This window comes from Litoribrevibacter euphylliae (assembly GCF_042646085.1).
In the GTDB taxonomy this organism is placed as follows: domain Bacteria; phylum Pseudomonadota; class Gammaproteobacteria; order Pseudomonadales; family Litoribrevibacteraceae; genus Litoribrevibacter; species Litoribrevibacter euphylliae.
The window spans coordinates 72,631-85,033 of the sequence record NZ_JBHRSZ010000002.1 but is presented as its reverse complement, the minus strand read 5'-3'; the positions used below and the strand labels follow the sequence as shown (position 1 = coordinate 85,033).

The 12,403-nt window shown below is 44.5% G+C and carries 11 protein-coding genes; 7 read left to right on the top strand and 4 right to left on the bottom strand.

Features of this window, described 5'->3' with window-relative positions; all coding sequences use genetic code 11:
* Window positions 1-151: 151 nt before the first annotated feature.
* Window positions 152-1,789, bottom strand: coding sequence for a hypothetical protein (locus ACFOEK_RS02140; protein ID WP_386715485.1), 1,638 nt, complete (start codon window positions 1,787-1,789; stop codon window positions 152-154).
* Between the two features lie 421 nt (window positions 1,790-2,210).
* Here ACFOEK_RS02140 and ACFOEK_RS02135 point away from each other — a divergent pair, with 421 nt between their 5' ends.
* Together ACFOEK_RS02135 and ACFOEK_RS02130 are read left to right on the top strand one after the other, a co-directional pair.
* Window positions 2,211-2,996, top strand: a complete 786-nt coding sequence (locus ACFOEK_RS02135) for a hypothetical protein (protein WP_386715483.1) — start codon at window positions 2,211-2,213, stop codon at window positions 2,994-2,996.
* Window positions 2,993-3,475, top strand: a complete 483-nt coding sequence (locus ACFOEK_RS02130; protein WP_386715480.1) for a pilin — start codon at window positions 2,993-2,995, stop codon at window positions 3,473-3,475. The genes ACFOEK_RS02135 and ACFOEK_RS02130 overlap by 4 nt, the downstream gene beginning before the upstream one ends.
* An 81-nt stretch (window positions 3,476-3,556) precedes the next feature.
* Here ACFOEK_RS02130 and ACFOEK_RS02125 read toward each other — a convergent pair whose 3' ends face one another.
* Window positions 3,557-4,609 carry a methyltransferase domain-containing protein gene (locus tag ACFOEK_RS02125; RefSeq protein WP_386715477.1) on the bottom strand — a complete coding sequence of 351 codons (1,053 nt, stop codon included), beginning with the start codon at window positions 4,607-4,609 and terminating at the stop codon, window positions 3,557-3,559.
* A gap of 179 nt (window positions 4,610-4,788) precedes the next feature.
* Window positions 4,789-5,508: a nitroreductase gene (locus tag ACFOEK_RS02120; RefSeq protein ID WP_386715474.1), complete on the bottom strand. Its 720-nt coding sequence runs from the start codon at window positions 5,506-5,508 to the stop codon at window positions 4,789-4,791.
* A gap of 236 nt (window positions 5,509-5,744) precedes the next feature.
* Between ACFOEK_RS02120 and ACFOEK_RS02115 the strand changes: the two genes are divergently transcribed.
* From ACFOEK_RS02115 to ACFOEK_RS02095, 5 genes are all read left to right on the top strand, one after another.
* Complete coding sequence (locus tag ACFOEK_RS02115) at window positions 5,745-6,359, top strand: TetR/AcrR family transcriptional regulator (RefSeq protein ID WP_386715471.1); 615 nt, start codon at window positions 5,745-5,747, stop codon at window positions 6,357-6,359.
* A gap of 140 nt (window positions 6,360-6,499) precedes the next feature.
* A complete protein-coding gene (locus ACFOEK_RS02110; protein WP_386715468.1) occupies window positions 6,500-7,435 on the top strand; it encodes a diguanylate cyclase domain-containing protein in 936 nt (311 codons plus the stop codon).
* Window positions 7,436-7,636: 201 nt separating this feature from the next.
* Complete coding sequence (locus ACFOEK_RS02105; RefSeq protein WP_386715465.1) at window positions 7,637-8,164, top strand: (2Fe-2S)-binding protein; 528 nt, start codon at window positions 7,637-7,639, stop codon at window positions 8,162-8,164.
* On the top strand, window positions 8,161-10,401 hold the full coding sequence (locus ACFOEK_RS02100) for a xanthine dehydrogenase family protein molybdopterin-binding subunit (RefSeq protein WP_386715462.1): 2,241 nt from the start codon (window positions 8,161-8,163) through the stop codon (window positions 10,399-10,401). Before ACFOEK_RS02105 ends, ACFOEK_RS02100 begins: the two co-directional genes overlap by 4 nt.
* A gap of 156 nt (window positions 10,402-10,557) precedes the next feature.
* Window positions 10,558-11,166 carry a nucleotidyltransferase family protein gene (locus ACFOEK_RS02095; RefSeq protein ID WP_386715459.1) on the top strand — a complete coding sequence of 203 codons (609 nt, stop codon included), beginning with the start codon at window positions 10,558-10,560 and terminating at the stop codon, window positions 11,164-11,166.
* Here ACFOEK_RS02095 and ACFOEK_RS02090 read toward each other — a convergent pair.
* Window positions 11,163-12,284, bottom strand: coding sequence for an FAD-dependent oxidoreductase (locus tag ACFOEK_RS02090; RefSeq protein ID WP_386715456.1), 1,122 nt, complete (start codon window positions 12,282-12,284; stop codon window positions 11,163-11,165). The two genes, ACFOEK_RS02095 and ACFOEK_RS02090, sit on opposite strands and share 4 nt — an antisense overlap.
* Window positions 12,285-12,403: the final 119 nt, after the last annotated feature.

Below are 12,403 nucleotides of genomic sequence, written 5' to 3'. Positions count from 1 at the left end.
ACTCAGATTTAGAAAGATTCATTTGCCGTGTTACTGCCTATTCAGTTTCTTTTCTTGGATTAGGATGTGGGCAAACTGCCCTATGAAGTGAAAACCAGATCGAATTAACGATCTGGTTTTCACTGGAAGGGTGGTAGAAAAACGATGAAGCTTATTTTAATCGACGGATGATCGATGGGGTGTAGTTTTTCGTTTTTGAAGTGCCTACCGCTTGCGCTTCAGCTAAGCCATCATCGTCGTCTTCAACCGCTCCTGGGTCTTGAGGGAGTGCAGCAACGTATTCCTGAACTTCGACAATTGTTGGCGTCAGGTTTTCATCTACTTCAATATTAAACACGGACCAATTATCAGTGGCACCGCCGGTAGTGTTTGTTGGTGAATAAATGATTTCTTGATCGCCAGTTTTAATTAGAACACGTGCAGGGGATTCCAGAATGCTTCCTTCACCGGTAAATAGATTTACATAATATTGATAGGTACCTGGGAATGGGAATCTTGGAATACTGATCACTTCAGGACCAAAGCTATTGGTATCATCTACATCAAGATCAATAGGTACGCCGCCTACTGTTTGTTTTTGTCTTTCATAATACACATGGAATTGTTCTGTGTTTTCGGCGTTAGCTGGGCCATATAAGTGAGAATCCAGATCGCTTGGGTTTTCGCCCCAGGTCAGCGTGATGTTGACTGCGTCAGGAGAAAGAATCAAACACGTCTCGGTGATGTTCAGATCGGTAATGCCTGTATCTACTTCCTCCGTATTACTGATGGTATTGCTTCGTGCGCTAATAAGAACTTCGGAAGATTGGCGCGCCGGTAGTGTAAAAATCCCTTCGTCATCACTGAAACTGGTTGCGCTACCAATGTAATCACGACCTTGAGATGTGACCGTGACATTTGGCAGGCGCTGTCCTTCGTGGTCTACAACACACCCAATGATGTTGATGGTTTCGTAAATTTTGTCGGCGTTCCATACGGTGAAATGACTTACTGTGCCTTGATAAACATAGCTGTTGTTATCAAGTTGGGTCAGATCTGCTGTACCTTCTTCAATCCAGTAACCTGTGGTCTCATCAAAGTAGAACAGGGGAATAGTGGCGTCAGCTGTGTTTGGATCAATACCGTCTGCTAGAGGGATACGTATGGTAGCTGTTTGACCTTCTGCAAGGTTTAGGTCGTTACCATTTTGGTCTTTAAACGTCGCACTGATCGCACCAAAAGATTCAATCAGATTGATGTCACCTTCGTCATTTATGGTTTGGTAGTTGCCCGGCATCAGCGATGGATCTGAACTCGGATCGATTACGGTAAGACTTGTGGAGACATTACCTTCTGGAGCAGTACCATCAGCATTGACTAAGCTATTTGAAGAAATGGATACGATCGCTGTGTTTCCGACTTCAATGTCGTAGTCTTGGCTTGCATCAAATTCGGCTTCTACTAGAGCGCCTTGTAATAATAAGTCGACGGAATTAATGGCGTCGTCTTGTTCGCTATTATTAATGATCAGTGAGTATTCACCGTAGCCACCACCTTCACCCGAAACAATTAGACGAGTAGGAACAGCATTGTGTGAAAGGGTAAATTGACCGCTTTCTCCTGTGGTCACTTCGCCTAAGTCGACAGTTTCACCATTCACCACACCCGCAACACTGACGGTCGCGTTATCAATGGCTTCGCCTGAGTAAAAGTCTTTGGCAGTACCCGAAATTGTAAATTCCGGTGACTGTTCGTCACCAGGAGAAGATTTCGAGTCTGAGTCACTGCAGCCAGCAAGGGTAGTAGACATTATGATTGCTGAAGTTAAGAGTGAGGCGTGTTTGAACATTCCCTTCATTTGAAGTCCTTAATTTCCATATTATTTCGTATGGCAAGGCTATTCGAATCAGAAATTAAGGGAAATGATAATTTCAAAGATTAAGGTATAAATTTGACTTATTTCTCAAAACGAAAGAGAAGAGTTTCTTATTTAGTACTTTGTCATTAATTGGGTAATGAGTTGTTTGCAATAGCAACAGGCTATCTGTGGAGCGTATCCTAAAAACCTACTACTGTTATTTTTAATTTCTCATCATTTCAGCCGAGCCGATGTATTTTGGAATATCGGTTTTAAGTTTGTTGGCAAAGAACAGTACAGGGTATTTATGAGCTGGAGTCGCTTTAATTTTTATTGCAATGAAACATCCCGACGGCTCGGAAAGGGTGAAGACGTGAAGTCTGCATTTGCCCAAGCTGAGAGCCTGGACATTGCTACGCAGTTTGGGCCTGAACTCAAGGCTGGTGGGTTGGCGTCTTCGATCATTGCTTCATGTAAGAACGATGACCTTACGCACGAAGGCGCTAAGCAAGCACTCGATCTATACAAGGGGTTAGACGTGTCCGTGTTAACCCATAAACCCAGTCGTATACGGCGGGTGGGCGTCTATATTGGATTTCTAACCCTCATGTACCTTATTTTATCGGGAATATATTTGACCTATGTGATCCCTCAAAACTTAGCCATGTTTGAAGTGATGGATATTCCTACTCCGGCACGTTTTATGTGGTTTGTGAATAACTGGGCGATCATTTCAGTGGTGATTATTTTGATTCTGATCGGTGCGTTTTTGATCAGTAAAACCATCAAAGATATGTTTGATTATGACAGGGATATGGAATCCTCTTGGGTGTACCGTTTTCTATTGCCTAAAAGAATGCGGGAAGAGTATGAAAAATTAATCTCATTGATGCACTTGCCATTGTTCATTGGCAAGAATGTGAAGGATGGCATCAATGATCAGGTAATTGAATATTATCAGTCTGACGGTATGTCTACCGCTGATGTATCCCAGAGCCTGTCGCTTTTGATGAGGGAACACTTGTCGAATCTGATTGCTTATTGTGAGTCTTATATGCGTCGTATTTATGTTGTAGTGGCGATTTTAATTGTATTCACCATATTTGAATTCATTGTCAGCGCTTACACACCTTTATTTGTAATGGGGGATGTCTCGTGAAGAAGAGTCATGGTTTTACCTTAATTGAATTGATGGTTGTTGTTGCCATCATAGGTATTCTTGCATCCGTGGCGATGCCTCAATATCACACTTACATTCATCGAAGTGAAGTTACAGAAGCCTTAGGAATGGCAGCAAACATTAGGGAAGACATAACGGCGTATTATGTTGAGAGGCTGGAATTTCCGAAAAACAATCAGCAAGCGGGTGTTCCTGCCCCAGACAAATTGATTGCGAACCGAATCACTGGGGTAGAAGTGAAGGACGGGGCGATACATGTGACCCTAGGAAACAAAGTCGCGAAACCGCTTCAAGGCAAAGTGCTATCTTTCCGACCAGCTACAGTAAATGGCAGCCCTACAAGCCCCATTTCATGGTTGTGTGGGTATGATGAGCCAGTAACCGGAATGTCTGCTATTGGTGAGAATAGAACAAGCGTTGATGAAGAGTATTTGATGGCATCATGCCGTAAGAGATGAGTGCATGACTGTTGAGGGAAGAAGGGCTGCATTGAGGTTGATGCAGCCCCTTTTAGTGAGTGCTCTTAATCCTGCTATTGACTAACAGCAACCACCACCGGATTCACTTGCGGTCGTAGATTCGGTGTCGTAAGGCAGTGATGTTCCACAGCCATCGAAGATGCCGTAGTGTTTGTCCCAGTTACCGATAAATTCAAAGTGCTCTTTAAAGCGTGTGTCGTGCAACATACGCCAGGTATTTCCACACACTGGGAATACTTTTCCTGCTTCAATGAAGTGATGCTTATCCAAGATGAAGGCTTCAGGAAGATTTGGCATGTTGCCTTTATAGATTACCGCCTGTCCGTAATCTTCACAGGCTGGTTCTAGCTCATCCAGCTTGAATAAACGGTAGGTTGCAGAGAAGAATTGGATGTTGCCCAGTTTCTCTTTAATCACCTCGTTGTTGATGCCAAGCGGACGATCCTCTACCAATCGAGGGTCTAAGAAACCACATGTTTTGGCGAGGTTTTGGAAGTCATTCCAGTACAAGGCACCACTCAAACATTCTCCGTAAAGGATAGGGTCGTTGATTAGCTCTTTAGGTACTCGACGGTCGGAATAAACATCGGAGAAGTAGATTTCGCCGCCTGGCTTAAGCAGTTTGTAAGCCTGCTTGAGGACGGCTTCTTTATCCTGACACAAGTTAATCACGCAATTGGAAACAATGATGTCAAAGCTGTTTTCTTCGAGTCCAAGCTCGTCCAGGCTTTCCAAATAACCTTTGCGGAATTCCACATTGGAAGCAGAGAACCCAAACTTGTCTGCATGAAAGTCTATATGGCGGTTGGCAACGTCTAACTGTTCCTCGGTCATGTCGACACCGACGACATAGCCATTCTCTCCAACTAATTGCGCTAAAACATAGCAGTCACGACCGGAGCCGCTACCTAGATCAAGAATACGTGCACCTTCTAATTTTTCAGGCGCAACCAAACCACAGCCGTAATAGCGAGTAAGAACTTCATCATGGACGTTTGCTAATGCTTGTTTCACAAACCGTGGCATGTTGGTATCAGTGCAACAAGCGTCGGTTTTAAGGTCGTCACTGCTTTGAAGGGTTTTGCCGTAGTAATCCTGTACTTCTTCGCGCATTTAAGACTCCAAGAGGTGGCTATCGAGAATGAAAGAGGTAGATCATAAGCTTCTGGTTGAACACTGTGAACCTGAAGCCTGAGATTAATTGAATTTTATGACAGGGAATCACAGAATAGGTTCGACTGGCATAGTGGAATTGTTCAGCGCTTCCTTAACACCAGCCGTATACATGTCAGCTATTTTTCAGTGATGAGTAACTCGTCCAGAGAGATCTTTTCAGGACGGTATTCGTTAACCTGATGATCATCCGGGTAGCCCAGGGCTAATCCACAAACAAGTTTGTACCCTTTAGGAATCTCGAAACGTTTCTCGACTGGTGAGCGCCACATTCCCAGTGCTCCTTGAGCACAGGTTCCCAGGCCTTTATTGGTGGCGGCCAGCATAAGTGACTGCATAAAAATGCCAAGATCCACTAGAGCGGTGTGTTTCATTCCTGGGTGGATGAAAAAGAACATGGCCACAGGCGCATTAAAGAACTCGAAGTTCTTTGCCATCTGTTCATCACGTGACTTGCGATCATTACGTTCAATGCCAAGCACTTCATATAACCCCATTCCCGTAGCGACTCGACGCTCCTGAAAAACAGGAGGGTACTTACCTAAAATGGGTTTAAAGTCACTGTCAGGTAGATCCTTGCTGGTGGCAGCTGAAATGAGTTTTAAAGGCAGAGGCTGCTTGCTGATTTTATTGGCGGAATGGTATTTGGAGACCAGTTCTTGTCCTAATGCTTTGCAACTGCCCCCAGTGGCAACGGCAATTTTATAGGGTTGAGTGTTTGAGCTGGATGGTGATTCCAGGGCTTCTTTTAAAAGGGTTTCAAGAAGCTCTGTTGGGACTTCTTTATCTGCAAAAGATCGAATACTTCTGCGCTGATTCAATACGTCAAGAAACTCCATGGAACATCCTCTCTCTTATATTTATGAGCCTCTCATTGTTGCTAATTTAGTTGATGTGTCAACTACTTGGTAATTAATCAAGAGGCATTGTTTGATTAAATGGTCATATAAGTGTCAAAAAAATGTCTTTAGTGTGATTTGTGTAACAGAATGTGAATGAAGGACAAGGCGATTCAAAAAGCCTTTGATATATTGCTTTTATCTAGAGATAAGAAATTAAAGGCCGTGGATTTACTATGGATGTCGAAGAGTTAAAATCAAAACGTACTCGTCTAAGCCCGGAAACCCGTCAAGCGCAGTTATTAAAGTGTGCTGTGACAGCATTTGCAAACAAAGGTATTGGCAGAGCCGTTCATGCCGATGTTGCTGAACTAGCTAATGTTTCTGTACCTACTGTATTTAACTATTTTCGAACCCGTGAAGACTTGGTGGATGCTGTGTTGGCTGAAGTCGAGCGTTTTTATCTTGAAGTGGCAAATATGGCCCATCATTCAGATTTTGGTGCGGTGGATGCGTTAATGACTCATGGAGATCAATTTGTTGATAAAGCCGTAAAGCATCCAGAGTATATTAAGGTCTGGTTGGAGTGGACTTCATCGTTACGAGATGATGTTTGGCCGCGCTATTTGGTTTTGCATAACCGAGTTGTAAATCAAATTGCCCGATCCATTCAAAAGGGCATTGATTCTGGTGAAATTTCTGTTGATTTAACTGCACGTGAATTGGCGATGATCTTCATGGGCAGTGCCCATACTGTAGCCATGATGGTGTACGCACCAGAAACTACGATTGATGGCATTCGATCCTTCATGCAAAGAGCCGTAAAAGTGTTACTAGGTCAGAAAATATAGTTTTTATGTATATCTGTTTTTACCTTCCTGTTTTCTCTTTCTTATAGCTACCATACTCTCTGTCAGGAATTCTATTTCTGGTTAAAAAATGATCTACACTTGAAGTGTCACTCCATAGAATCAGAGAGTAGGTAGATACTGTGAGCTTTCATGACACACCTAATAATAAATTAGGAGGAAGCCTTCTTGATAATGATACCGTTACTGCGCTACTAACCATCTTCGACAGCGTTAAAGATCACTTATCCATTCTTGGGCGGGATTACTGTTATCGTCAAGTCAATAGTGCTTACGAACGTGCTTTTGCTACGACACGCGAAAACATTATAGGCAAGAGTGTCAGTGAAGTATTTGGTGATGAGGTGTTTGCCTCAATTATTAAGCCAAAGTTAGATGAGTGTTTTTCTGGAGAGGAGGTTGTTTATCGCCAGGATTTCAAATTTCCTGGGTATACCAGTAAGCGCTTTATGGAAGTCCGCTACCATCCTATTTTCTCCAAAGAATTAAACCAAGAGGAACAGGTAATTGCTGTAGTGGTTTCCAGTCACGATATAACCTTGATGAAAAGAACCACCGATCAATTGAACGATTTGGCACGAGTGGATGCCTTGACTGGGTTACCGAATCGACGTGCTGTTGATGAAGGTATTGAGCGCTTTGAGGCAAACTACCATCGTAGTGGTATTGAGTTTACCTTGCTGTTTATTGATCTTGATGATTTTAAACTTATTAATGATTTACATGGTCACAAGATCGGAGATGAAGTTCTTCATGTTCTTGGAGAACGGTTCAGGCGGTGTTTCCGAAAGGATGAATTAATAGGTCGTTACGGTGGTGATGAATTTATATCTATCATTCCTAACAGCATGTCTGAAATAGAACTTGAACGCTTTAAACAGCGTTTGGCGATGGATATAGAGCGGCCTGTAAACGTAATGGGACACATCATCAAGCCGAGGGTTTCAATTGGTGCCGCAGTTGTTCCTAAAGACGGTGTAAACATGGATGTTATTCTTCGCCAAGCTGATCAAGCCATGTATGCTCATAAAACCTCTAAAGCCAGGGATGTGATGTAATTAATGGATACTCGTCACTAATTCAGAGATTCCCCGAAACCTTGAATCAATTGTTTTCGCCCCGGTGTTAAATTTATTCATTTCCTTTCTGCTTCATTAGAGCATAAACTCTACCTCAAAATAAGAATAATGACTCATGTTTTACGTGGTGTTATTGGCTCCGCCACGACCGGAATTAATGGGAAATCAGAGGGAAAATACGTGATTAGATTTGAACTGAATGGTTCGATGGTAGAAGTAGATATTGAACCGGATACGCCTTTACTGTGGGTGTTGCGAGATACTTTAGGATACACAGGAACAAAATTCGGGTGTGGGTTAGGCTTGTGTGGCGCTTGTACTGTTCACATGAATGGCAATGCAATTCGGTCCTGTTCCATGCCTGTTACCGCCATTGCAGACCAAAAAATTACAACCATCGAAGGGATCGGTTCTGAATCCCGCCTTCATCCTGTTCAGGAAGCTTGGATTGAGGAAAGCGTACCTCAATGCGGTTATTGCCAATCCGGTCAAATCATGTCGGCCACTGCGTTGTTAGCAATGAATCCAATGCCTTCGGACGAGGATATTAAGAGTTTTATGTCGGGTAATATCTGCCGCTGCGGTACCTACCCTAAGATTCGAAAAGCGATCTCCCTAGCTGCCGAGAAGATGCAAAGTACCGGACTTGCTTCTGATACTAAGTCTGAATCTCTTAATTATGACCTGGCAACGGAGGTTCAGTCATGAGTGATAAGTCTATGAACACTTCGAAGAAAGGTCTGTCCCGACGAGATTTTATGAAAGTCTCTGCCTTATCTGGTGGCGGTTTGTTGCTTGCGGGTTATTTGAGTGGTTGTACCAACAAACTGGTTCAAGACCCTGAATCCGGTGTTTTGAGTTGGAAAGCCGATGCTTGGCTTAAGATGTTTAATGATGGCCAGGTCGAATTTACCTTAGATCGTGTTGAAATGGGACAGGGCACTTACACTGGGATTACCACGCTTTTGGCCGAAGAGATGGATGTTGACCCAGAATCCATTCGCGTTGTTTTTGCGCCAGCGGCGACGGAATATCGTAACCCGGATTACGGTCTTCAACTTACCGGTGGAAGCAACAGCATTTCCAGCAGTTGGCAGCCCATTCGTGAGACTGGCGCGTCGGTACGTTATTTGATGAAAAAAGCCGCTGCGCGTATCTGGAAGGTAGATATAAGCCAATGTGACACGAATAAAGGTCAAGTTATTCTAACTGGCAGCAACAAGCAGATTGCTTATGAAAAGCTTCTCTCCCTAGCTGTAAAAGAGTCTTTGCCTTGGGACATTCCACTCAAAGATCCGAGTCAGTTTAAGTACATAGGTAAGACCTCAAAACGACTGGATTCACCGCTGAAGTCGACAGGCCAAGCAAACTTTGGTATCGACACTCAGGTTGAAGGAATGGCGTTCGCTTCAGTCGCCCGTTGTCCGGTGATTGGCGGTGGTGTGACGTCGTTTGATGCAACGAAAGCCAAACAACAGCCGGGTGTTAAAGATGTGGTTCAAATAGAATCGGGCATTGCTGTGGTTGCCGACAGTTATTGGCGAGCAAAGAAAGCGAAGGAGTTGCTGGACATTGTTTGGGATGAAGGGGCTAATGCTAACCTTTCAACTGAAGGCGTGTTTAGACAGTATCGAGAAGCCGCAGATCAGGATGAAGGCGATAGTCGTCGTGATGAAGGCGACTTTAACGCGCTAACGCAGTCTGGCCAAGGACGCAGTGTGGTTGCCGAGTTTGAAGCCCCGTTTTTAGCACATGCCACGATGGAACCTCAAAACTGCGTGGCGAGAGTAACTGAAGATCGTTGTGATATCTGGGCGCCAACCCAAGCACCCGATGTTGCGCAGGTTGCTGTTGCAAAAGTCACTGACTTGTCCTTGGATCAAGTTCATATCCATACCACCTTCATTGGTGGCGGCTTTGGACGACGCTTGACTCAAGACTTTGTGGCCGAGGCTGCTGAGATTTCTACAAAAACAGGCTTGCCCGTCAAACTAGTGTGGACGCGAGAAGAAGACACTCAACATGATATTTACCGTCCGGCGTCGTTCCATCGATTAGCCGCGGTGTTGTCTGATCAAGGCGAGCTGACGGGCTGGCAACATCAGATCGTCTGTCCAAAAATCTTGAGTTGGTATGTTTGGGATGCTGCACCAGCCCAGTTCCCTTGGGCTCCAAAGTTCATGTACAACACATTGGCGGAGACAGGCTTAGCCGGTGAGGGTGTGTTAGCACCTGAAGATCACTCTCCGTTTGAAGGGGCTGAGTCGTATCCTTATCAGCTGCCGAATATTGATATCCGTTATACTCATGCGGATGCGGGTGTGCCAGTGAGCTATTGGCGTTCAGTAGGTCATTCCCAAAATGCTTTTATAGTTGAAAGCTTTATGAATGAGCTGGCTCATGAGGCTGGCCAAGACCCGTATCAGTTCCGAAGAAACTTACTTAAGAATGAGCCAAAAGCATTAAAGGTGTTGGATCGAGTGGTTGAGCTGTCTGGCTGGAAAAACACGCCAAGTGCAGGTATTCATCGCGGGTTGGCAGTACACAAGAGCTTTGGTAGCTGGGTTGCGCAAGTTGCAGAAGTTAAAGTTCAAGGCTCTCAATATCAGGTTGAGAAGGTCTATTGTGTTGTCGATTGTGGCATGGTGGTTAACCCTGAAATTGTCACTGAGCAAATGGAAAGTGGGATCATCTTTGCGTTAACGGCTGCAAAGTATGGCCGAATCGATATCGAAAACGGTCGAATTAAACAAAGTAATTTTCATGATTATCAGATTCTTAGGATGAACGAAACGCCAGAGATAGAGGTTGACGTTATTTCAAGTGCAGACGCACCAACGGGTGTTGGGGAGCCAGGTGTTCCACCGTTGGCACCCGCATTGGCTGATGCGTTATTCAGTGCTACAGGGCAGCGGCTCAGGACGTTACCCTTGGAAATAGCCTAGAAATTATTAACCGTAACTGGGAACTAAGCTGGATACAGTTAGTCTCTAACATCACTTTGGAAATAGGGCGGCCGTAAAAAATATGTCGCCCTATTTTCATAGTTAATGACTAAACTCTGGTTTCAGATCGCAGTGGATATGGTTAAGGGAAAAATCATGAAAAACATTGGTGTTGTCTTGTTGGCTGCGGGCCAATCACGTCGCTTTGGTAGTCAGAAGCTGATGTATCCGTTAAAAATGGATTCTCAGCGAGATCCACAGCCGATGTTGGGGTGGACAATCGAGAGCATCCGACAAGTTACAGATCAATTGATCGTAGTTGCCGATGCAGCTCAGAATGATTTGATTGATTTTTTGATCGCCAGCGATGTCAGTTATGTGCTGAATACAAAAGCCAGCCAAGGCATCGGTTTGTCATTAGCTACAGGTATCAAGGACATTTCGGACGCTTGGGATGGCGCTATGATTGCGCTTGGCGACATGCCCTTTATTCAGCCGGAAAGTTATCAAGCGTTATTAGCTCGTTCACTCCCCAATGCCATTGTGATACCGGAAGTTGAGTTAGCGTCAGGTGAAGCCAAGCGTGGAAACCCTGTGGTTTTTGGTCGTGAGTTTTTCGATGAGTTGGTTGTGCTCGATGAGGACAAGGGTGGACGAGATGTTATCCAACATCATCAATCTTCAGTGATTACTGTTCGTTTAGACGATTCCGGGTTACTGCAAGACATCGATCAACCAGACGATTTATTGAATTTGTCAGCCTAAAGCGCTTTAAACTGGTTCATAAAATCGCGGTCAATCTTGTCTTTCATACGCCAAACCCATCGACCCTTAATCGTTAAGCCGTGCTTGCAGCCAACCGCTGTTCTATCGCCGCAGGCTAACAGGCTGAGAAAGTCTTGCTGGGGTTGATAGTCACTTAAGGTGGTGTTTTCGCTAACTGCTTTTAAATTAGTGTAAAGTGTGTCCGCCATGCGAACGGCATAGACACCAGCTTTCGGCAGTGGTTGATGAATGAGGTGGGCAACATCGCCAACAGCAAAAATGCTATCGTAGGACAGTGTTTGCAGCGTCGGGCGAACTTCAATGAAGCCTGCTTGTGACAGCGAGAGCTGTGTATCCGTAAGCCATTCAGCCCCTGTTACTTGCGTACACCAGAGGTGCGCGGAAGAGTCGATAATTTCGCCATCTTTTGTGAATAATTGCGTTGCGGTGACGCGTGAGACATCACAGTCTTGAAGAATACGAATACCTGCTTCGGCAAATCGTTTGTGAATATAACGTTGAAGGCGTGTAGGGTAGCCTGTAAGGATATCCTTAGTTCGACTTAATAACTGAATGGACACCGGGCGCTCTATGTCGCGTTTTAACTTGTAATCAATGGCCAGAGCCAATTCAATACCGGCAGCTCCTGAGCCTATGATAGAGAGTGTAAAAGGGCTGGAAGGGTTAGATTCCTGAATATCCTTGAGTAGCTTTGTCCATCGACTATGGAATTGCTCAATGGGTTTGACCGGAATCGTGTATTCAGCGGAACCTGGTACACTGAGATCTGGCGTTGCACCAGTATCAAACGAAAGTAGATCGTAAGAAATCCATTGATCATTTTCGAGCAGCAGTTGTTGTTTTTTAGGATTTAACGCGTTAGCTCTGGACTCAATGAATTGACACCGACTGCATTGTGCCAGTTTGATTAAGTCGATATGAATGTCCTGAAAATCATAATGGCCTGAGATAAAGCCAGGGAGCATGCCTGAATAAGGGGCGAAGCGACCGGGAGAGATAAGCGTGACCTCTAAATCCCGAATTGGTGCGCGAACCAGTTTTTTTAGTAAGAGTGCGTGCGAGTGACCACCACCAACCAAAACGAGATGCTTTGTCATACCTGACATACCTTAGGCGCTTCCCAACATGGAATCCTAACATATCAGTAGAATGATAATCTCGCAAAGGTTCCGAGGGAATCTCTGAGTAGTCCGTAGTTAATAAGGAAACAAAAGAC

Coding starts and splice junctions, on each gene's coding strand:
- ACFOEK_RS02125 (WP_386715477.1), bottom strand. CDS start 4,609: ATGCGCGAAGAAGTACAGGATTACTACGGCAAAACCCTTCAAAGCAGT.
- ACFOEK_RS02120 (WP_386715474.1), bottom strand. CDS start 5,508: ATGGAGTTTCTTGACGTATTGAATCAGCGCAGAAGTATTCGATCTTTT.
- ACFOEK_RS02115 (WP_386715471.1), top strand. CDS start 5,745: ATGGATGTCGAAGAGTTAAAATCAAAACGTACTCGTCTAAGCCCGGAA.
- ACFOEK_RS02095 (WP_386715459.1), top strand. CDS start 10,558: ATGAAAAACATTGGTGTTGTCTTGTTGGCTGCGGGCCAATCACGTCGC.
- ACFOEK_RS02140 (WP_386715485.1), bottom strand. CDS start 1,789: ATGTCTACTACCCTTGCTGGCTGCAGTGACTCAGACTCGAAATCTTCT.
- ACFOEK_RS02100 (WP_386715462.1), top strand. CDS start 8,161: ATGAGTGATAAGTCTATGAACACTTCGAAGAAAGGTCTGTCCCGACGA.
- ACFOEK_RS02090 (WP_386715456.1), bottom strand. CDS start 12,284: ATGACAAAGCATCTCGTTTTGGTTGGTGGTGGTCACTCGCACGCACTC.